Genomic DNA, 21,685 nt, shown 5'->3' with positions numbered 1-21,685 from the left:
CCGATATTAACATTATTTAATCATATGCCTGACGGGTGCTCTCTGCGGCCTGATTAACCATGAAGACGCCGCGCCTGGCTGGCAGTTTCAATGCTTTCATCTGGTCAAACCGATTCCACACACTTTTTAAACTCATCACATACTTTTTAAACTCACCACACACTTATCAAACCCATAAGGAACAACGATGGCTTCTTCTGATTCCCCTCAAACCTATTCCCCTCAAACCTATCGCCTGGTCACCCGCAGCGATTTCGACGGCCTGGTTTGCGGCGCCCTGCTGACTCACCTTAATCTGATCGACGATATCAAGTTTGTGCACCCCAAGGATATGCAGGATGGGATCATCGAGATCACTGATCGCGATATCACCACCAACCTGCCTTACGTGCCCGGCTGCCATCTGGCATTTGATCACCACCTGAGTGAGACAGTGCGTAACAGCGAGCGCGCCGACAACCATATTATTGACCCCGATGCCCCGTCAGCGGCACGGGTAGTGTTTGAATACTACGGCGGTTTTGACGCGTTTCCAGCGCGCTGGGAAGACATGATGGCCGCCGTGGATAAAGGCGATGCCGCTCAGTTCAACAAAGAGGAGATTCTCAACCCACAGGGTTGGGTGCTGCTGAACTTCATCATGGATGCACGCACTGGCCTTGGCCGCTTCCGTGACTTCAGAATTTCCAACTATCAGTTGATGATGAAGCTGATTGACTACTGCCGCGAACATTCGATTGATGACATTCTGGCACTCGACGATGTACGCGAACGCGTTGACCTTTACCGCGACCATGAAGACAAGGCCAAAGAACAGATTCAGCGCTGCGCCAATGTTCACGGCAACCTTGTCGTGCTCGATCTGCGCAATGAAGAGACCATCTATGCCACCAACCGCTTTGTGATTTACGCCCTCTACCCCGCGTGCAATATTTCCATTCACGTGATGTGGGGACTCAAACAGCAGAACACTGTCCTGGCGATCGGCAAATCCATCCTCGACCGTTCCAGCAACACCAATGTCGGCGAGCTATGCCTTGAATACGCCGGCGGTGGCCACTTAAACGCCGGCACCTGCCAGATCGATAACGACAAGGCAGAAGACACACTCAACGCCATTATAAAGCGCATCAACGCTGACGGTTGATGATAAAACAGCCAACGTTACCCCGTGTTGGCCAGCCAAAGGCATGTCACGGTGTCTCCTGCGTTCACCTGGGTGTGCGGGGGGATAACCGTCAGCGCATCAGCGTCAACGCAGGAGGACAGCACGCCGGAGTTCTGGTCGTCGAAAGCCTCGGCAGTCACGCCGGAAGGCGTGAACGCCAGGCGTACTCGCATATAATGCTGACGTGGGCCGGTTGAGGTAGCAAAACCTGAGCGGGCGGTGATTTCCGGCAGCTGTTGTAATGCCGGGCAAGCCAGCAACGCGCCCATCAAGGGGCGCAGAAACAGCCAGGCCCCTACATAGCTGGATACCGGGTTACCCGGCAAACCAACAAAGCGTGCTACTCCCTGTGAATTCGCTGAACCCTGTGAATGAGAAATCTGCCCCAGCGCCAGCGGTTTGCCAGGGCGAATGGCCAGTTTCCAGATGTCCAGCTGGCCCAACGATTCCAGCGCGGCTTTCACATGATCTTCTTCACCGACGCTGACACCACCCGTGCTGACAACCACATCTGCCTGTGCGGCGGCTTGCTGTAGCCTGTCACACGTGCTTGCAAAATCATCCGGCACGCTGACAAGGCTCACCACCTCAGCACCGAAGTTTTCCAGCAGGCGTTTCAGCATCGGGCGATTGGAGTTGTATAGCTGACCAGCCTGAAGCGGCGTACCGGGGTCGATAATTTCATCGCCCGTGGATAAAAGCGCCACCCGCGGGCGGCGAACCACGCTGACGGCTGACACCCCTTGCCCGGCCAGATGCCCAAGCGCGGCAGCTTCCAGCCGCGTACCGGCGCGCAGCAGCGTCTGCCCAGCGCGCACGTCGCGCCCACGGCGGCGGATATTGTCGCCAATAGGAATATCCGCAGGCAGCATGGCGCGCTCGCCTTGTAGGGAAACCCGTTCCTGCATCACCACGCAATCAGCCCCGGGCGGAATCTCACCGCCGGTAAAAATGCGCGCACAGGTGCCCGGCATCAGCGGCGTCACGGAAGACCCGGCAGCGACCCGCTGACTGACCAGCAGCGGCTGCCCGGCTTCGGCCGCCCGCAACGCATAACCATCCATGGCGCTATTGTCGAAAGGCGGCACGTCAAGCTGCGCCTTGATATCCGTCGCCAGCACTCGTCCGGCGGCATCCGATAAGGCAATCTCTTCGCTTTCAAGCGGGCTGACATTCTTCAGCAGTGCGGCTATGGCCGTTTCAATACGTGCCAGCTCAGCCATGTTGCCCTCGCTCGGGGATGACAAGGTTGGCGAAGTTGCAGGGCTTGTGGCGGCTATCAAGCTGCTCCGCCAGAATGCCATCCCAGCCGGTGCGGCAGGCGCCCGTTGAACCGGGCAGACAGAAAATCACAGTGGCATTCGCCAACCCGCCCAGGCAGCGGCTCTGGATGGTCGAGCTGCCGATTTCATCGCCACTCAGCTGACGAAAGCGTTCACCAAAGCCTTCAATGCGTTTATCGAACAGCACGGACAACGCTTCCGGCGTGGAGTCGCGACCGGTAAAGCCGGTGCCGCCGGTGGAAATCACCACCTGCACCTCAGGGTCGGCGATCCAGGCAGATACCACGGCGCGTATCTGGTAAACATCATCCACTACGATGCGTTTCTCCACCAGGCGATGCCCAGCATCCGTCAAGCGCTGCACCAGTGCCTGGCCTGAGCGGTCGGTTTCATCGGTGCGTGTATCGGATACCGTCAACACCGCTACCTTAAGTGCCACCATGGCCTCCATCGGCTTACTCCTCGGCTTTTTTCTGTGCTTGTCGAGCATCCAGAGCGGCCAGTTGCTCAGGGGTCGCCTTGCCCTGGTAATGGGTTTTCCATTCACCGTACGGCATGCCGTAGACATACTCACGAGCGGCTTCGTAATCCAGCGTTTCGCCATGTTCGTCTGCCGCCGTCACCAGCCATTTCGACAGACAGTTACGGCAGAAATCAGCCAGAATCATCAGGTCGATGTTTTGGACATCCTTGTTATCGTCCAGATGTTTTAACAGACGACGAAACGCAGCCGCTTCAAGTTCTGTGCGCTTGGCGGGGTCTAACTCATTAAACGTGGACATTCTCGCTCCTTTTCTCGATCTGGGTTTACCCGCTGTTTGCTTAGCGATTATTTACTTATCTGCAGCATAACAAAAGACACCGCCCGAAGGCGGTGTCGTAAAGCAATTAAGCAGACAGATTAACCGGGTTTGGTCGCGGAGGCATCACCACTGTTGCTGGCGTTTTTCTGCGCCGCCACTTCGTCTTCTGTCAGAGCCTGATCCTTCACTTCCTCATACCAGAGGTTGTGATGCTCTTTGGCCCAGGTTTCATCAACATAGCCGGTCGTCATGCCTTCCAGGGAGCCAGCGGTACCGAGAGTACCGATGTAGATATGACCCAGTGCAACGGCCGTCAGACCCAACGCGCCTACCGCATGGACAATATTGGCCCATTGCATGGTGTCACGGCTCTGGCCGTAGTTGGGAAAGTCCAGCACAAAGCCGCTTGCCACTACCAGCAATCCCACCGTGGCCAGCAGCCAGTACCAGGCTTTCTCACCACCATTGGCAAAGCCGGCATCCGGATGGCCTTTACCCACCATGCCACCGCCCATTTTGAACCACTCCAGGTCATGCTTTTTGGGGAGATTATCCTTCAGCAACTTCAATAGCAGCACAACCAGCAGAATACCGAACACCGGCCCGAGATAGTTGTGCAGTATCTTGGAACCAGAAATCATGCTGGCCCAGAAGGCATCACCAAACAGCGAGCGGAACACGAACTTGCCATAAAGCAGGTTCAGGCCGGTTAGTGCCAGTACGATAAACAGCGAGGCAACCGTCCAGTGCAGTGAGCGCATAAACAACGACCAGCGAAACAGCTTGCGCCCCGTTGGTGATTCATCCAGCTCTTTACGCCCCACCACGAGGTAAAACAGCGTGATCACGCCCGCCATACCCAATATCACGATCAGCCCGTAGGGCGACACCCAGCGATTACGCCACTGGCGCCAGGTTTCACCGCTTGAGTTGATCAGATTGTAGTTGCTGTCAAAGCGCGAGTCGCGAAAATTGGCGTCAGTTTCACCGCTGCGCACCTGACGCCATTGGTCGGCGTCAATGCCTGGCGCAGCCGTGACCATTTCGCTTTCCGACGTGGATTGGCCCGAGGTAGATTGGGCACTGGCCAGCGAGACCATGCCAAGGCCTGCCACCAGCACAAGCGCCAGACACAGCCAACGCCACAAGCCCGTATTGATCAGGTTCATGACAAGCCTCCTTACCCTTTACGGGCAGCATCATAGGCGAGGTTGTCAGCACTGGCCTGTGGGTTGCCTGACCAGGCACCATCCGGATGGCCGCGCTGCACTACACGCTGACGGAAGATATCGGCCACTTCCTGGGCATCACCTGCCAGCAGCGCCTTGGTCGAACACATTTCCGCACACAGCGGCAGCTTGCCTTCTGCAATACGATTCGCGCCGTACTTCTCGTACTCTTCTTCTTTGGTTTCCGCAGGACCACCGGCACAGAAGGTACATTTATCCATTTTGCCACGCTCGCCAAACGCATTCTGCTGCGGGAACTGCGGCGCACCGAAGGGGCAGGCGTACAGGCAATAGCCGCAGCCAATGCACAGGTCTTTATCGTGCAGGACGATGCCATCGTCGGTTTTGTAGAAGCAGTCGGTCGGGCAGACCGCCATGCAGGGTGCATCGTCGCAATGCATGCAGGCGACCGAGATCGACATTTCATCGGCCTCGCCATCATTTAACGTCACTACCCGGCGGCGCTGAATGCCCCATTCAACTTCGTTGGCATTTTTACAGGCGGTGACACAGCCGTTGCATTCGATGCAGCGTTCGGCGTCACACATAAATTTCATTTGGGCCATGATGTTTCTCCTCACACGGTGCAAAATGGCGTTTGCACCGCTTGGCTATCAGGTCAGGGTGTCAAGCGCGCTCAAGGCGACACAGGGTGCATTTGGTTTCCTGCATTTGTGTCACGGTGTCGTAGCCATAGGTCGTGGCGGTGTTAACCGCCTCGCCCAGCACATAAGGCGCTGAGCCTTCGGGGTAACGGTCATGCAGGCTTTCGCCCTGGAACATGCCACCGAAGTGGAACGGCATGAACACGACTTCACGCGCCACACGCGGCGTTACCAGCGCTTTCACCTTGACGCGCCCGCCTTCGGCGCCTTCTACCCAGACCATATCCCCATCACGAATGCCGTGATCGTTGGCCAGCGCCGGGTTGATTTCGACAAACATCTCCTGCTGTAGCTCAGCAAGCCATGACATGGAGCGGGTTTCTTCACCACCGCCTTCATATTCCACCAGACGGCCTGAGGTCAGAATGATCGGGTAGCGATCGCTGTTGTCGTTTTCCTGAATAGTGCGATATAGCGTAGGCAGACGGTAATGCGAGGCCACGTCGTCCCAGGTCGGGTAGTCCTCGACCAGATCGCGGCGGCTGGTATACAGCGGCTCGCGGTGTTTGGGAATCGGGTCAGGGAAGGTCCACACATTACAACGCGCCTTGGCGTTACCAAAGGGCGCACAGCCATGGGCAATTGCCACCCGCTGAATACCGCCAGAAAGATCGGTCTTCCAGTTCTTGCCTTCTGCTGCGGTTTTTTCTGCCGCCGTCAGGTCATCCCACCAGCCCAGATCCTTGAGCATCTGAGCGGTAAATTCGGGGTAACCATCTTCAATCTCAGAACCGGCACTGAAGGAGCCATCCGCAAGAATGTTCTCGCCATCACGCTCGACCCCGTAACGCGCCCGGAAGGTCAGGCCGCCTTCGGCCACTGGCTTGCTGGTGTCATACAGGATTGGTGTTCCCGGGTGCCCCATCTCGGCGGTGCCCCAGCATGGCCAGGGCAGGCCATAGTAATCGCCATCCGCCGGTCCACCTTCGGCTTTAAGGTCGCGGAAACTGAAGGTATGCCAGTTTTTCTGGTGTTCCTTGAGGCGCTCCGGGCTCTGGCCGGTGTAGCCGACGGTCCACATGCCCGCATTGAATTCACGGGTAATATCTTCAATCACCGGGCGGTTGTTCTCGACGCGAATGTTCTTGAACAGTTCATTGGCAAAGCCGAGTTTCTGGGAGAGCAGATACATGATTTCGTGGTCGGGCTTGGATTCAAACATCGGCTCGATCACTTGGTCACGCCACTGAATGGAACGGTTAGTGGCCGTCACGCTGCCCGTGGTTTCAAACTGAGTCGCGGCAGGCAGCAGATAAACGCCGTCGGTGCGGTCGTGCATGACACCAGCAACTGTCGGGTAGGGGTCGACAATGACCATCATTTCCAGCTGCTTCATTGCCTGCTGCATTTCCACACCGCGGGTTTGCGAATTCACCGCGTGGCCCCAGTAGAACATGGCCTTCAGCTTGGAACGCTGGGAAATGTTTTCGTCTTCTTCCAGCACGCCGTCAATCCAGCGCGATACAGTAATACCGCTGGAGTGCATCGGTTTGCCATCGACGTACTCGGTATCATCGAAGCGGCTCTGCAGCCATTCGTAGTCAAGATCCCACACGCCAGCCCAGTGCCGCCAGGCACCCTCTGCCAGGCCGTAATAGCCGGGCAGCGAATGCGACATCAAACCAAGGTCAGTGGCACCCTGAACGTTGTCGTGACCACGGAAGATGTTGGTACCACCACCCGATTTACCCATGTTACCCAGCGCCAGCTCAAGAATGCAGTAGGCACGAGTATTGTTGTTGCCCGTAGTGTGCTGGGTACCGCCCATGCACCAGACGATACAGCCTGGGCGGTTGTCCGCCAGCCGCTTGGCCGTATCAAACATGGCCGCTTCGGGAACGCCGGTAATGCGCTCGACTTCTGAAGGCGTAAAGTTGGCAACTTCAGCGCGTACTTCATCCATTGCATAGACACGCTGATCAATGAATTCGCGGTCTTCCCAGCCATTTTCAAAAATGTGCCATAACAGACCCCAGATAAACGCCACGTCCGACCCTGGGCGAATACGGACATAGCTGTCCGCCTTCGCGGCTGTCCGCGTAAAACGCGGGTCAACCACGATGATATCGGCGTGACTGCGCTCCTTGGCCAGCAGAATGTGCTGCATGGCCACCGGGTGCGCTTCACTCGGGTTGGAGCCGATAAACATGATCGACTTGGAATTCTGGATATCGTTGAGCGAGTTGGTCATCGCTCCGTAACCCCAGGTATTCGCTACACCGGCAACGGTGGTGGAGTGACAGATACGCGCCTGATGGTCAGTATTGTTGGTGCCCGCCAGCGCGGCGAACTTGCGCATCAGATACGCCTGCTCGTTGTTGAACTTGGCAGACCCCAGCCAATAGATGCTGTCGGGGCTGTACTGTTCAGACAGCTCTAGCACTTTATTGCCGATTTCTTCGATGGCGTCATCCCAGCTCAGACGCTGCCATTCGCCATCGACCAGCTTCATCGGATATTTCAGACGGCGGGTTGAATGGCCGTGCTGGCGCAAGGCAGCGCCCTTGGCACAGTGAGCACCACGGTTGATCGGGTGGTCGAAAGCTGGCTCCTGTTTGGTCCAGATACCTTCCTGTACTTCGGCATAAACTCCACAGCCCACCGAACAGTGCGAGCAGATGGTGCGTTTGGTTTCCACGGGGGAATCAAGCACCGGTGTTTTGTCGGCCGCTTGAGTGCGCTGCATCATCGGCGCGCCCATAAAGCCGGCCGCCGCGATACCGCCAGTGGCAGCACCGCTGCGCTTCAGGAACTGGCGACGGCTGATGCCCAGGCCGTTAGCCTTTGATGTGGTGGATTTGCGAGTTAAACGCATGGCAGTTCTCCTGGCATTGGCCGTCAATCACGCAACGTCGCGTAGAAGGCGCGAATATGGTCGGTTTCACGATAATTGAGCGATGCTTCATCGCGCTTGGCAGGGACATCGTCTGCATTCGCTAACGTGACATGGCCAACCGCCGCCGCGGCACCAGCGGCGGCAGTGCCCAATCCAATGGTTTTCATAAACCGTCGACGATCAGGGTTGTGCGAACTGCCATCTGTTGAGCTAACAGGGTGTGACGTGGACATGGGGCTATCCTCTCTTGCTTGTCAGGTCGTCTTGTCAGGTTGTCTTGCCAGGCAGCAAAGAACGCGTCCTGCGTCGTTGGGGCCGAATCCTGACGTTTGATGTTTTAATTTTTCGTGATTTAATTTTAGTCGATGCTGCGGTTTTTTCAGTGGCGTCTTTATGGCGGATCTTACGGCGGTGGTGTCATCATTTTTACTGGCGTTTGGCTAACGGCGTCCTGCAACCGTGCCGCTTCGTTCTCCATAAACGCATTGCCTAATTCACCCAGTGCGGCGTAAAAATCACTATCTACCTTGGCTAAATCAGCGAAGCAGTGGGATGCCCAGGGCGCCAGGTGCTGAAAGAAGAAGCGCGATTGACGCGGCATGGCGGCGTCAGTCACCAGCATCGCCATGACTTCACACATCGCCGCCAGATGATCTTCCGGTTCATGTGTCTGAGCACTGCGTTCAAACCCCAGGGCCCTCAGGTCGCGGCGCAGCTCTACAAGCGCGGCTTCCATCAGTTCACCCTGGCGATACCAGGAAGCATAAGGCGTGACGTCCCCCTGAATGACGCCGACCAGATGGCGAAAATGAGCACGCTCAAGCGTTGACGGCGTCGCCAGGGAGGCGGCCTGTGACAATGCCTGCCAGGCCGACGTCAAACGGCTGCCGTCAGCATCCGTCTCCAGCCCGCCCAGCCAATCAAGCAGCTCGGCATCTGGCGCCTGGCGCAGCAGACCGGCCAGCAGCGTATAAATATCAGCACGCAGCGCGTCTTCATCATTCAGACTGCCTGTTGTCGCCTCGGCGGCGTTAACCACATTACTCATTTTTCATACCTTCAATTGCGCATCAGGGTCGCGGGCCATGGTCTGCCAGACATCTTTCACACGGCAGTCCTCGCACATTTCCAGGCGCGCCATGGCATCACCGGCAAAATAAGGATGGTCTGCCAACTTCTGTTTGATCGCGGCCACCGTACTCACCGTGGCAAACGGCTTGCCGCAGTTGATACATTCGAACGCCGCTTCTTCATGACAGATCTGCCGCTCGGTACGCTCTGGCGCTGCCAGAAAGCCCGGCACCAGGGTGATCGCATTCTCCGGGCAGGCGTCAGCACATAGCCCGCATTGCACACAGTCGGCTTCCAGAAAACTCAACGCAGGCCGGTCACCGCCCGCTTTCAAGGCTGGCGTCGGGCAGTTGCTGACACAGGCCATGCACAGGGTGCAGGCGTCACTGTCCACATCCAGGGCCCCATAAGGAGCACCTGCGGGTACCGGCTGGCGCTCCGACGCAGGCTCACCAAGTTCAGCCAGGCGTGCCAGCACCTGATTGAAGCGCGCCCGCTTTTGCGGTGCGTCAAGCGTCAACGGCTGCTCCGTCAGCGGTAGCCGTACGGGCAATGCATCACGCGCAGAATTGTCATCCGAGGTGATTGCCTGAACGCGTGCGCCGTCCAGCCCGAGCGATTCCAGCAAAACGTGCGCCTGCGCCAGCTGTGCTTCAAGCGATGACGACAGGCGCTCGGGCATATTGGCATGATATTGAACCCGAATTTCCGCGGCACCGGCTGCAAGCCCGGTGAGCCACTGGTCATGGCCCGCCGCACCCAGCTCTTCCAGCGGAATATCCAGCACGTGGTTAGCCACACTCGCGCCCGCCTGACGTTCCGCTTCCAGCGTGTCATGGGTGATAAAACGCAGCACCGGATGCGTGCCGCCTGCCTCGCGGTAAGCACTCAGCCAGCTCGACAGCGTGTCCTGCTGACGGCGGGTTTCAGGCAGACGAAACTCAATCGCCCCCGTCGGGCAGGCACTCGTACAGCTGCCCACGCCCTGGCATAGAAAGGGGTCAATCTCGATACGCGATTCAATCCGCCCCTTATGACTGCTGATGGCATCCGCGGGGCACACGTCCAGACAGCGGGTACAGCCGACATTGCCACTCGATGAGTGGGCACACAGGTCGCTGTTGACCTGAAAATAGCGCGGCTTATCGAACTCCCCCGTTAGCGCGGCAAACTCCGCCAACGCTTCCTGATGGGTTTCTGCAGTCTGCCAGTCAAGCCGCACATAGCCAGGCGGCGAAAGCTCCGTTGTCAGGCAGGAACTTGAATTGAGATCAAGGATCAGGTCAAAGGTGTCGCGCTCGATCAGGGCGCGCGCCAGATCCAGCTCCAGCGGCTCATCGTCACGGATGACAACGTTGAAAGCGCCGAGATGACCGCTGATATTCAGCTGTTCCACCTGAGCACGGGTTAATGCCTGCGTCGTCAGCGACGCGGTCGCTGCGAGCAGCTCGCTGTCGTCCTGCTCCCGCGACTCTCCCTCGGTGGCAGAGGTCAACAGCAAGGTGATGGAGGCAAGCCCACCCTCTGTTTTAGCGTGGGCGTTGGCCATCAACAGACGCGCGGCTTGGCGCACGTCTCGTTCGCTGCCCATTACCAATGCGTGGCCACGACTATGATAGGTGACGTTGGCAGGGGTCAGGTTCGCCGGCCAGGAGACGCGTTGACGTACCGCCTCTTTAGCCTGGGCATTACGCTGGTCGTCAAAAGACGCCAGTGGGATTGGCTGATTCATGCATTCTCACGGTCAGGTGCTTTTATTATTTTGATTAATTTTTTTAGTTTAATTTGCGGGCTTCACTTGGGCTAGCCGACTAAAGCCGTTTATTACATCTTTCTTATCCTATGACGGCAGCATTGTTTTTGCCAACTTTCGGCCATCCGGTGAATCAACGCTCATCCGGCGTAGACTCCGCATCGTCTTTCGAGCTGTTGACTGATGATGAGGAAGGCGGGTTTTCGTCGACCAAAGTGGCATCAGCGTCTTCCGGCGGATGACGATCATTCGGAGTATCGTTGGGCTCTTCCAGCGTCTCGTCCAGCCTCTCTTCCAGCTTGTGCGTCCACTGACGGACTTTATCGGCCATTTCTGCCGCCATGGGTTTCAGCTGGGCTTTGAAGTCCTGGTCATAATCGTTGAGGCCATCACGCACGTTGTAGTCGCCGGTTGACCATAGCCGACGCAGCGCCTTGCGCCTCAGCGCACCGCTGACTCCCGGCGACATAAACGCACTGAAGTCGCTGCCTTCTTCAAGGGTGTCAGGGTCGGGCAGCGTAGCATCCAGGCTGCCCGGTTCCAGTCTGTCCGGTTCCAGTCTACCAGGTTCTGGGCTGTCCGGCTCAGGCGGCGGCGATGGGGCATCAGTGCCACTTTCGGTGACAGACGCCTCATCGAGATCCTCCGTGAGCGCCTGTTCGGCGTGGGCCTGATTCGCGTCTTCGCCATCCAGCGGTGGCTCATCATCTACCGGCAGGCCGCGTTTGGCCCGTGACCAGCGCTCAAAACGACTCATGACAATGGCTCCTGCGTGTTTCCCGTTGCATTGGCCTGGCCCGCATCACCCTGGGTCGGCAATTCACGTCCTCGCCCAGCGCCTTTGCGCTTTTTCTTGCGCACTTCCGGGGGCGCTTCGCCGTGGCGGGCAAGATAACCCTCTATCCACACCTGAATGGCCATCGGCATCGGCGCTTCAAGTACCTGCTGTTCGCCATCCATCCACCCGGCGGCCACGTCCTGGCTGGCCGTGATGACCTCCGGGGCAGGCACCTCTCCGCTGAAGCCCGCCCGCACAAACAGTTGCGGGGTCGCCGAGGTCAGGTTGAAGCGGTAAGCCGCGCGCTCCGTCATACTGAGCTGCAACCACACCACACTCGGCCCCTGCTCACCGGGCGCCAGCTCCCCAATGCGCCACTGGCGAATGCTGAACCTGCCGACGCGCTTTTGCTCTTCTACCAGCATGATGCTTAACGGGCGTTGGTTATCGTGCATCTGGGTATCTCTCGACATGGGATGATAAAAGGGGCTAGACAAGTAAGCCTGCACAGCGCCATCATCGTCAAGATGGGTAATGCCGACAGTTTTACTCAACTATAAAACATCAACTGTTGAAATTCCTTGCACCACAAAAATCCTGTATTTACCTGCCACAAGGAGCGGCATATGCCTGATATCGCATTGAGCCATGCCCGACTACCCGCCACGACGCAAGTCAAGGTGGTGGATGCGTTTGGTGATACCCGCGAACAGGCAATCGCTGCCGAGCGAGCGCTGACGATTTACCTTAACAAACGCGAAATCGTCACCCTGATGACGCTGGGCGACGACCCAGAAGCACTGGTGGTGGGCTATTTGCGTAATCAGGGCCTGCTACGCGGTGCACAGGATCTGGAGGCCGTTCAGGTCGATTGGGACGTCGAGGCGGCGGTGGTGATTACCCGCCATCTGCCGGACGATCTGGAAGAACGTCTTGGCCAGCGTACCGTGACTACCGGCTGTGGTCAGGGCACGGTATTCGGCAAACTGCTGGATCAGACGGCGCTCACTGCGCTACCCGCCACACAGCTTGCTCAATCAACGCTGTACACGCTGCTTAACAACCTGAACAGTTATAACGAAACCTACAAGAGCGCCGGTGCCGTTCACGGTTGCGCGCTTTGCCAGCAGGATCAGGTACTGGATTTTGTTGAGGATGTTGGCCGCCATAACGCCGTGGATACCCTCGCGGGTCGTCAGTGGCTGCAGGAAGCCGACAGCCATGCCGCCGATATTTTCTACACCACCGGGCGGCTGACGTCGGAAATGGTACTTAAAGTCGCCCAGATGGGCATCAGTATCCTGGTGTCCCGCTCGGGGGTGACGCAAAAAGGTGTTGAGCTGGCCGAACGTTTCGGCGTGATGCTGATTGCCCGCGCCAAAGGCAAACAGTTCCAGGCCATTAACGCAGGCCAGCGCCTGGTGCTGGACGCCATCCCTAACCGGCCACCCAAAGCACGCTCTTCAAAGGACAGCTTTGCTGCCCAGGAACCGACGCCATGATTGCAAAACGGGATATCACCGGGATGATCCTCGCCGGGGGAGAAGGCCGCCGTATGGGGGGATGCGACAAGGGGCTCGAAACCTTCAGCTCCCCCTCCCTGCTTGACGCACCGCTGATTCGCCATGTGACCGAACGCTTGCAAGGCCAGGTCGCTGAGCTGTTGATCAACGCCAACCGCAACCTTGATAGTTACCGCCAATATGCTGACCGCGTGATTGAAGACGCCGAAGGGGGGTTCCAGGGGCCACTGATGGGTATCTACAGCGGCCTGCGTGCCGCGCATACCCCTTGGCTGCTGGTCACCCCGTGTGACTCCCCTGCCCTGCCTTTTGATCTGGTCACACGCATGGTGGCAGGCATCGGTGAGCATGCGATCGGCGTGGCCGATGATGGCGAACGCATGCACCCGGTGGTGGCACTGATTCGCACAGAGTTGGCGGATGACCTGTTAGCCGCTCTGCAGGCGGGCGAACGCAAGATTGACCGCTGGTATGCCCGCCATGCCTGGTGTCGGATCAACATGAGCGACTGCGCCAACGCCTTTGCCAACCTGAACACGCCGGACGATAAAACCCGGCTGGAAGCCGCCTTGCAGCAAGGTAGTCTATGAGTCATTCAAGTGCCCTCTCGTGTTTTGACATGGGCGAACAGATGCTCAGCGTTGATCAGGCACGTAATGCCCTGGCCACGCTGGTAGAAACACCGGTCAGCCACGAATCGGTCGCCTTGTCCAGGGCCCACGGTCGTCGTTTGGCCAGCGCCATTCATGCCCCGATTAATGTGCCACAGAATACCAATGCGGCCATGGACGGCATCGCACTGGCATGGCCCGGGGCTGTCCAAACCTGCTGGCCGCTGGCGGGCCGTGTGTACGCTGGTGAACAGTTTGCAGGGCCGGTGCCAGCTGACACCTGCGTGTGGATTACCACCGGCGCCCCACTACCCGCGGGCACCGATACCGTGATCATGCGTGAGCAGTTGGAAGAAAACGCAAGTGAAGTCACGGTGTTGCAGCCGGAACGGGTACGCCATGGCCAGAATGTGCGCCAGGCCGGGGAAGACATCCGTCAGGGGGAAGTTGCCTTGCCAGCAGGCACGCGCCTGGAGGCCGCCTCACTGGGTTTGATTGCGTCATTAGGCATTGCCGAGGTCAACGTATGGCGACGCCCTCGGGTGGCGATCTTTTCGACCGGCAATGAGGTAACCGCGCCAGGCGAGGCGCTACCCGGCGCCGGGATCTATGACACCAACCGTTTCACCCTGACAGGCCTTTTGCAACAGTATGGGGCCGAGGTGATTGACCTGGGCATTCTGGCCGATGACCAGGCGCTGATTCAGGCAGCGCTTCAGGACGCCGCTAAACACAGCGACCTGGTGCTGACCAGTGGCGGCGTTTCCGTTGGCCAGGCAGACTTTACCCGTGCCGCACTGGAATCCCTGGGGCAACTGGCCTTCTGGCGGGTGGCGATTCGCCCCGGCCGACCACTGGCATGTGGCTGGCTATCCGAAAGGCGTACCCCTCTAGTGGGATTGCCGGGAAACCCTGTGGCCGTTATGGTCACCTTTTTGCAGTTCGTCGTGCCACTACTACAACGCCTGGAAGGGCAGCCCGTGACGCCACCCAACACCTTGCAGGCTATCAGCGATGACGCCCTGCAAAGCCGCACTGGTCGTTGTGATTACGTGCGCGGCATTTACTACAGCGATGCCCAGGGGCATCTCCATGTACGCAGTACCGGCGCCCAGGGGTCAGGAATTCTGACCTCCATGGTAGCCGCCAACTGCCTGATTGAACTGCCCGACCATTGCGCCAGCGCCGCACCTGGCGATGTCGTCAGCCTTCAGCCGCTGACGCTTGAGGCAGGGGAGAACCCTAGATGAACCAACAACTGATTGATGACTTTGGCCGCCGCGTCAGCTACGTCCGCCTGTCGGTCACTGACCGCTGCGACTTTCGCTGTGTCTATTGCATGAGCGAGGAAATGACCTTTCTGCCTCGCGCCCAGGTATTAACCCTGGAAGAAATGAGCATGATTGCCCGTGCGTTTACCGAAATGGGTGTCGAGAAAATCCGCCTGACCGGCGGCGAACCGCTTGTCCGTCGTGGCATTGAGCAATTGGTTGACGAGATTGGCACCCTACCCGGCCTGAATGATTTCACCATGACCACCAACGGCGCCAGCCTGCGTAAGCATGCACAGCGCCTGCGTGACGGCGGCATGCAGCGGCTGAATATCAGCATCGACTCCCTCGACCCCGAACGCTTCAAGCAACTGACCCGCACCGGCGACCTGACCAAGGTGATAGATGGCCTGCGTGCTGCCCAGGAAGCAGGCTTCGAGCGAATCAAACTCAATGCGGTCATCCTCAAAGGGCGTAACGATGACGAGGTACTGGATCTGGTCGAGTTTGCCCGCGATGAAGGCGTGGACATCAGCTTTATTGAAGAAATGCCGCTGGGTGATGTGTCTGACCATAGCCGCGATGAAACCTACTGTTCCAGCGACGAGGTTCAGGCGCTGATTGAAGCCCGCTACCCACTGATACCCACAACAGAAACCACAGCGGGCCCGTCGCGCTATTTCAAGATGGCTGACAGCACCTCACGTATCGGTTTTATCTCGCCCCATAGCCATAACTTCTGCGCCAGCTGCAACCGCGTGCGTGTCACGGTAGAAGGTCGCCTGCTACTCTGCCTGGGCAACGAACATTCCGTGGATCTACGCGCCGTACTGCGCCGCCATCCAGGGGATATGCAGGCGTTAAAAACGGCCATTGTCAACGCGCTACCGCTAAAGCCTGAGCGCCATCATTTCACCACCGACGGCGATGTGCAGGTCGTACGGTTCATGAATATGACAGGGGGCTAACCACCGCATGGCAATTCCGGTGCATATCATCACGGGCTTTCTGGGCAGTGGCAAAACCACGCTTATCCACAGCCTGATTCGAGACAAGCCTGTGGATGAAACCTGGGCAATCCTGGTCAATGAGTTTGGTCAGATCGGCATTGACCAGGCCATGTTCGAACAGCGCGACGATGTCGTCATCAAAGGCCTGCCGGGTGGGTGCCTGTGCTGTCAGCTGGCGTTTGTTCTGCAGGCGGGGCTGGTTAACCTCTTGGCGCGTGCAAAACCGGACCGGGTGATCATTGAGCCTTCGGGGCTGGGCCATCCCGCAGGGCTAATTGACCTGCTGCGCAGCGAGGCTTTTGAAGGCGCTCTGGAAATACGCGATATTATCGCCACGCTAGATCCGCGACGTATGGATGACGCCAAGGCACAGGCGCATGAGACCTTTAAAGACCAGCTGGCCATGGCCGATGCCATTGCTATCACCCAATGTGAACACAGCAGCGCGGAACAGCTTACCCGCGCGCATGCACTGGCAAATGCCCACTGGCCACCGCGCAAATGGATAGAACAAGCGCCTCTGGGAGAACTGCCCATCAGGCGACTACTGGATAGCGATACCCATCAACACACAGCCCATCAGGCGCCAGCTTCTCACCAGCGCCCGGACCTGCCAGCGCAGCTGGAAGGCAGTTTTTTCGATCTGCCGCCCGCCCCCGGCAAGCCACAGCAGGAAAGCGGATCGTCGCTGGGCTATACCAGCCTGGGGCTGCGCTGGCACCCAACCGACCAGTTTGCACTGGACCCGTTTGCCGACGCGCTCACAAACCTGCCCCCCGCCGCACGCATCAAAGGGGTTCTGAACACATCAGACGGCTGGAAACAGTTCAACCGGGCAGGCGGCGCCTTTCAACTGGCAGCTACCGCCTGGCGTCAGGATTCACGCCTGGAAATCATCGTGCCTGATGACACTACGCTGGACGCTGACGCGCTGCTGGAACAGTTGCAGGCCTGTCGACAGGACAGCCTCACGGCTTCCTAAGCTCTTCCTAAGTTCTTTCTAAGCTATCAGGCCATGCCTGTGGAACTACTCGATCTCCGCCCTCCCGGCAGAGTCGAGCCGTCGTTACGCCGGCCCGACGATATGCTTCACTTCCAGATAGGCGCTTAAGCCCCACGGGCCAAGTTCACGGCCAATGCCACTACGCTTGAAGCCGCCCCAGGCGGTTTCAGGCAGCACGAGCTGCTCGCTGTTGTACCAGATAGTGCCGGCTTTTAGCTGACGGCCAATGCGCTTTGCCCGCGCAGGGTCGCCACTGATCACCGTCGCAACTAGCCCATACTCGCTATCGTTGGCGAGCCTAATCGCCTCCTCTTCGCTGGCGACGCTGCGCGCACATAGCACTGGGCCAAAAATCTCTTCCTGCCATAAACGGCTTTCCAGCGGCACATCGCGATAAAGCGTCGGCGCTAAAAAGTAGCCCTGAGCGGGTAGCGTGCGATGGGAAGCATCGCGCACTGGCGTCAGGCCTTCCTGTTCGGCCAGATCCAAATAACGCTTTACTACGTCGCGCTGCTTAGCACTGGTCAGCGGCCCCAAGTCAGTGCCTTCAGCAAGCGGGTCACCCAGGGTGAGCGCATCCATTCGCTCAGCGAGGGCAGCATAAAGGGCTTCTGCCACGTTTTCATGTACCAGTAAACGCGAGGTCGCTGAACAGATTTGCCCGGCGTTGAAGTAAATCCCCGCCATCACCCAGTCAGCGGCTTGGGCGGGGTCAGCATCTTCCATTACCAGAACCGGAGATTTCCCACCTAGCTCTAAAGAGACACTGGCGGTGCGAGCAGCAGCGGCTTGCATAACGATTTCGCCAACGCGATTACTGCCCGTAAAAGAGATTTTATCTACCCCGATATGATTGGATAGCGGAGCACCGATACCCTCGCCGTCGCCATTGAGCAGATTCAGGACACCCGCAGGCAGACCAATCTCCAGCGCTATTTCGGCCAGTACCAGCTCAGGTAGCGGCGTTACCTCTGATGGTTTAAGCACCGCCGTACAACCGGCTGCCAACGCAGGTGCCAGCTTCCAGGCGCTTGTCACCAGCGGAAAATTCCACGGAGCAATCAGGCCGACAACACCGACAGGGTCGTGATACGTGCGCGCTTCAACGCCCTCCATTTCTACACTGACCAATTCGCCCTGGCGGTCATCCAGCGCCCTGGCTTGCCTGGCGTAATAGCGATAACAGGCAATCGCATCATCCAGATCGATACCCGCTTCCACCAGCGGCTTACCGTTGTTGGTAGATGATAGCGTGATAAGCGCGTCTCGACGGGCTTCCAGGGCATCGGCAAAACCCTCCAGATAGTTGGCACGTGCAGCCCCACCCAGTGCTTGCCAGGCAGGCTGTGCCTGCTGAGCGGCCTGAACGGCAGCATCAACATCTGCTGCGTCCCCCGCTGTCACCTGAGCGATACGCGCTTCGCGATAAGGGTTCATGACATCAAGCAGTCGCGTGCCTGCCGAGGCAACCCATTCGTTATTGATGAACTGCTGGTTGATTAACTGCTGGTTAAGTGACTGCATCTAAGTATCCTGGTCGGTAATTCTGCACGTGCGCTGCCACGCAGCCGCATCGATTTCAATCAGTAACGGCCCGCTGGCAGCGCGATTAGATAGCGCGCTGGCAAGCTCGTCAGGGCTCTCTACCCGCACGCCTGGGCAACCAAAGCCTTCCGCCAGGGTAAGAAAGTTGGGCGCTTGAATATCGACGCCCAAACGAGCCACACCGTTGGCATCCATGTAGCGGCGAATTTCTTCGTAGCCTGCGTTGTGCCATAGCACAATCACTACCGGCAAACGCTCTTCTACCGCGGTAGCCAGCTCAGAAAGCGTGAACATCACCCCACCATCACCCACCAGCGCCACCACCGGCAAGTCAGCGCGGGCCAACTGTGCGCCCAGCGCCGCTGGCAGCCCATAGCCCAGCGTGCCGTAGCCGGTAGAGGCATTAAAATATCGCCTTGGCGCTGGTTGGCTGACCAGATGGTTGCCTGCATACACCGGCGCGGTAGAGTCGCCCACCAAAATCGCCTCGGGCAGGGAATCCGCCAGGGTTTTATAGAGCGGCACGAAGTCGCTAAAGTCTGGGTCGTTAACCAGATCCAGCGCGTTCAACGCGGCGGCGGTTCGTTCAACACCCTGGCGCTGCAAGGGTTCGGGATAGTGAGCAAGCAGTAGTTCGAGACTACGCCCGGCATCACCCACCAAACCCAGCGTTGTACGTTGGTTACGCACCAGCTGTTCGGGGTCGAGATCGATACGAATCAATGTGCCATTGAGGTGAAAGCCACCGTCAAACACAACATCATAATCGGTCTCGCCAAGCTCGGTTCCCACCGCCAGAATCACATCGGCATTAGCGGCCAATTCACGCACCGCTGGCAGCGCCGCATTAGCACCCAGATCCAACGGATGGTCGCGGCCCAGCAGCCCTTTGGCGTTGATGGTCGTCACCGTCGGGGCATCAAGCTTTTCTACCAGTGCCCGCGCCGCTTCCGGCGCTGCCACACAGCCGCCACCTAACAGCACTAAGGGCTGCTTCGCGGCTGCTAACAAGCGAGCCGCTTCAGCAAGCCCCTGTGGGTCAGGCGACGGCCGGTAAAGCGTTGGCGCCTGCCAACGGGTCGGCACCTTCACCGGCGCATTGAACAGATCAATGGGAATTTCAATATGCGCAGGGCCTGGGCGCGCGCCCTTAAAGATCGCAAAGGCGCGGGCCAGCACTTCGGGTAGCGTGTTGGCATCCAGCAGCGTGTGGCTAAACCGCGCCACGCCGCTGATCATCTGCTGCTGGCTGGGCAGTTCGTGCAACCGACCCTGGCCTAACCCCAACGTATCCCGACGGCTAACGCTGGAGATCACCAGCATGGGAATAGAGTCTGCCAACGCCTGACCCATGGCGGTAGCAATATTGGTCATTCCCGGGCCAGTGATAATCAGGCAAACCCCAGGCTGGCCGCTGGCGCGGGCATAGCCGTCGGCCATAAACCCCGCGCCCTGTTCATGGCGCGGCGTTATATGTTGCACATTGCTATCTTCCAGCCCACGGTAAAGCTCGACCGTATGCACACCGGGAATACCGAACAGCGCCTGTACGCCATAAGTGTCTCGCAGCAGGCGAATCAGCAGCTCGGCACAGGTCATTGTCTTGTTACTGTTCGTTGCGTTATTGCTCATTCCAGGCCCCTCAGAATACAAAAGTGTGGGCCATAAAGGCGATGATAGGCAGTGTAATGGCGGTGCGAATCAAGAAAACGGCCGCGAGCTCCCAGAATTTGATGGGAATTTTTGACTTAAGCAGCAGCGCACCAATTTCAGACATATACACCAGCTGCGTCATCGACAGGCAGGCGATCACAAAACGGGTCAGCTCACTTTCAATATTCGTCGCGAGTACCGCCGGTAAGAACATATCGGCAAACCCAACCAGTGTGGCGGGCGCTGCGGCTTGCGCTTCAGGAATCCGCAGTAACTCAAGTACCGGCACCACCGGGTAGGAAAGCCAGGTAAACAGCGGGGTAAATTCCGCTAGAATCAGCGCGACCGTGCCAATGGCGAACACCAGAGGCAGCAGTGTCAGGAAGATATCAACCACGTTGAGCAGTGCTAAACGAACCAGCTCTTTCGGCCCTGGCGCATCTGCTGCCCGGCGAGTCGCCTGAAGCAAGCTGTAACGCAACAGCCCGACATTTTCCGTGCGCTCTTCACTTAACTGACAGCCAACCGGCTCGTAGTAATCGTTAGATTTTAGCGATAGCGGGGGAATTCGCGCCACAATAATGGCAGCAATCAACCCAGACACCACGACCGTAAAGTAGAACGGCACAAAGAGATGATTAATATCAACGAAGTTCGTTACCAAAAGACTGAACGCGATGGAGACGACTGAAAAGTTAGTCGCGATAACAGACGCTTCGCGGCCGTTATAGTACCCCTGTTCGTACTGCTGCGAAGTGATCAGCACCCCGACAGTGCCTGACCCCATCCAGGACGCCGTCGCATCGATAGCGCTGCGTCCTGGAAGATTAAAAATCACCCGAAACGGCTTACGTACCATGGTGCCGATGAATTCCATAAAGCCGAATTCAACCAGAAACGGCAGCAGAATCGCTGCGAAGAAGAAAAACGTCAGTAGTACCGGCGCCAGATCATTTAGCATCACGCCGCCAGTAAACGATGCCGTGACAAATTCCGGGCCGACCTGGAAAAACGTCATAATGACAAAAATGCCACCTAATAGACGCATGACTACCCAGATAGCACCCACATCAAACATATCGTGAAAGTGGCCACTTTGCGCCCATCCAGGCTTCGCCACTTTGACATAAAGCGTTATCACCACGGACAGACATAGCACTATCATGGCAATGGCGGGTAGCGCCGCGCTTAGCAGCGACTGCAACCCGTCGGCCATTAGGCCCATACCGATATTGATCGACCCACCTACCTGAAAAGGTACCAGAAACAGCAGGACGCCAATTATTGAGGGAATCAAGAACTTCAGCAAATGCGGCCGATGGATCGGTGCCGACGGGTCGGCTTTATCCAACTTGACTTGGGAGTAAGACATTTCTTTCACCTATTGGAAGAGATTATCAGAGGTGGGCTGGTGGCGTCCGAGAGGAAGCAGTGCTTCCCCTTGGTTTTTTATAATTTGCGCCTTGTTAAGTCGGCGCTTTGA

The 21,685-nt window shown here is 57.9% G+C and carries 20 protein-coding genes; 6 read left to right on the top strand and 14 right to left on the bottom strand.

What is annotated here, in order from left to right; translation table 11 throughout:
• The first annotated feature begins 187 nt into the window (after positions 1-187).
• The gene (locus ACU6TU_RS01145; protein ID WP_447142779.1) at positions 188-1,147 is read left to right on the top strand and encodes an exopolyphosphatase; all 960 of its coding nucleotides are present in this window, start codon (positions 188-190) and stop codon (positions 1,145-1,147) included.
• 17 nt (positions 1,148-1,164) lie between these two features.
• Here ACU6TU_RS01145 and ACU6TU_RS01140 read toward each other — a convergent pair whose 3' ends face one another.
• From ACU6TU_RS01140 to ACU6TU_RS01090, 11 genes are all read right to left on the bottom strand, one after another.
• Entirely contained in the window at positions 1,165-2,391 is a 1,227-nt protein-coding gene (locus ACU6TU_RS01140) for a molybdopterin molybdotransferase MoeA (protein WP_447142778.1), read from the bottom strand.
• Complete coding sequence (gene moaB / locus ACU6TU_RS01135; RefSeq protein ID WP_447142777.1) at positions 2,384-2,902, bottom strand: molybdenum cofactor biosynthesis protein B; 519 nt, start codon at positions 2,900-2,902, stop codon at positions 2,384-2,386. The genes ACU6TU_RS01140 and moaB overlap by 8 nt, the downstream gene beginning before the upstream one ends.
• Positions 2,903-2,906: 4 nt before the next feature.
• Positions 2,907-3,233: a DUF1244 domain-containing protein gene (locus ACU6TU_RS01130; protein WP_447142776.1), complete on the bottom strand. Its 327-nt coding sequence runs from the start codon at positions 3,231-3,233 to the stop codon at positions 2,907-2,909.
• A 119-nt stretch (positions 3,234-3,352) separates the two neighbouring features.
• Positions 3,353-4,423 carry a formate dehydrogenase subunit gamma gene (locus ACU6TU_RS01125; protein ID WP_447142775.1) on the bottom strand — a complete coding sequence of 357 codons (1,071 nt, stop codon included), beginning with the start codon at positions 4,421-4,423 and terminating at the stop codon, positions 3,353-3,355.
• Between the two features lie 11 nt (positions 4,424-4,434).
• Positions 4,435-5,049 carry a formate dehydrogenase FDH3 subunit beta gene (gene fdh3B / locus ACU6TU_RS01120; protein WP_100821976.1) on the bottom strand — a complete coding sequence of 205 codons (615 nt, stop codon included), beginning with the start codon at positions 5,047-5,049 and terminating at the stop codon, positions 4,435-4,437.
• 61 nt (positions 5,050-5,110) lie between these two features.
• Positions 5,111-7,963, bottom strand: coding sequence for a formate dehydrogenase subunit alpha (locus ACU6TU_RS01115; RefSeq protein WP_447142774.1), 2,853 nt, complete (start codon positions 7,961-7,963; stop codon positions 5,111-5,113).
• A 23-nt stretch (positions 7,964-7,986) separates the two neighbouring features.
• Entirely contained in the window at positions 7,987-8,217 is a 231-nt protein-coding gene (locus ACU6TU_RS01110; RefSeq protein ID WP_447142773.1) for a twin-arginine translocation signal domain-containing protein, read from the bottom strand.
• 170 nt (positions 8,218-8,387) lie between these two features.
• Entirely contained in the window at positions 8,388-9,032 is a 645-nt protein-coding gene (locus tag ACU6TU_RS01105; RefSeq protein WP_447142772.1) for a TorD/DmsD family molecular chaperone, read from the bottom strand.
• Between the two features lie 3 nt (positions 9,033-9,035).
• On the bottom strand, positions 9,036-10,787 hold the full coding sequence (locus ACU6TU_RS01100) for a 4Fe-4S binding protein (RefSeq protein WP_447142771.1): 1,752 nt from the start codon (positions 10,785-10,787) through the stop codon (positions 9,036-9,038).
• Between the two features lie 154 nt (positions 10,788-10,941).
• Positions 10,942-11,565, bottom strand: a complete 624-nt coding sequence (locus ACU6TU_RS01095) for a DUF3306 domain-containing protein (RefSeq protein WP_447142770.1) — start codon at positions 11,563-11,565, stop codon at positions 10,942-10,944.
• Complete coding sequence (locus ACU6TU_RS01090; protein ID WP_447142769.1) at positions 11,562-12,140, bottom strand: DUF3305 domain-containing protein; 579 nt, start codon at positions 12,138-12,140, stop codon at positions 11,562-11,564. Before ACU6TU_RS01090 ends, ACU6TU_RS01095 begins: the two co-directional genes overlap by 4 nt.
• Before the next feature lie 72 nt (positions 12,141-12,212).
• On the opposite strand from ACU6TU_RS01090, the gene ACU6TU_RS01085 reads away from it, so the two are divergent.
• The 5 genes from ACU6TU_RS01085 to ACU6TU_RS01065 are packed head-to-tail and all read left to right on the top strand — an operon-like array spanning position 12,213 to position 16,983.
• Positions 12,213-13,088 carry a formate dehydrogenase accessory sulfurtransferase FdhD gene (locus ACU6TU_RS01085; protein WP_447142768.1) on the top strand — a complete coding sequence of 292 codons (876 nt, stop codon included), beginning with the start codon at positions 12,213-12,215 and terminating at the stop codon, positions 13,086-13,088.
• Complete coding sequence (gene mobA, locus ACU6TU_RS01080) at positions 13,085-13,699, top strand: molybdenum cofactor guanylyltransferase MobA (protein ID WP_447142767.1); 615 nt, start codon at positions 13,085-13,087, stop codon at positions 13,697-13,699. Before ACU6TU_RS01085 ends, mobA begins: the two co-directional genes overlap by 4 nt.
• Positions 13,696-14,970, top strand: a complete 1,275-nt coding sequence (gene moeA / locus ACU6TU_RS01075; protein WP_447142766.1) for a molybdopterin molybdotransferase MoeA — start codon at positions 13,696-13,698, stop codon at positions 14,968-14,970. Before mobA ends, moeA begins: the two co-directional genes overlap by 4 nt.
• On the top strand, positions 14,967-15,959 hold the full coding sequence (gene moaA, locus ACU6TU_RS01070) for a GTP 3',8-cyclase MoaA (RefSeq protein ID WP_447142765.1): 993 nt from the start codon (positions 14,967-14,969) through the stop codon (positions 15,957-15,959). Before moeA ends, moaA begins: the two co-directional genes overlap by 4 nt.
• Before the next feature lie 7 nt (positions 15,960-15,966).
• Positions 15,967-16,983, top strand: a complete 1,017-nt coding sequence (locus ACU6TU_RS01065; protein WP_447142764.1) for a CobW family GTP-binding protein — start codon at positions 15,967-15,969, stop codon at positions 16,981-16,983.
• A gap of 84 nt (positions 16,984-17,067) precedes the next feature.
• Here ACU6TU_RS01065 and ACU6TU_RS01060 read toward each other — a convergent pair whose 3' ends face one another.
• From ACU6TU_RS01060 to ACU6TU_RS01050, 3 genes are read right to left on the bottom strand one after another with little or no spacing between them, the layout of a single operon-like run.
• On the bottom strand, positions 17,068-18,528 hold the full coding sequence (locus ACU6TU_RS01060; RefSeq protein WP_447142763.1) for an aldehyde dehydrogenase family protein: 1,461 nt from the start codon (positions 18,526-18,528) through the stop codon (positions 17,068-17,070).
• Complete coding sequence (locus ACU6TU_RS01055) at positions 18,529-20,181, bottom strand: 5-guanidino-2-oxopentanoate decarboxylase (RefSeq protein ID WP_447142762.1); 1,653 nt, start codon at positions 20,179-20,181, stop codon at positions 18,529-18,531. It lies immediately after the preceding gene.
• Between the two features lie 10 nt (positions 20,182-20,191).
• Entirely contained in the window at positions 20,192-21,574 is a 1,383-nt protein-coding gene (locus tag ACU6TU_RS01050; RefSeq protein ID WP_447142761.1) for a YjiH family protein, read from the bottom strand.
• Positions 21,575-21,685 lie beyond the last annotated feature (111 nt).

The sequence above is a fragment of the Halomonas sp. LS-001 genome, assembly GCF_052983955.1.
Note: the sequence above shows the minus strand (reverse complement) of the source record. Positions and strands in the feature narration are given on the sequence as shown.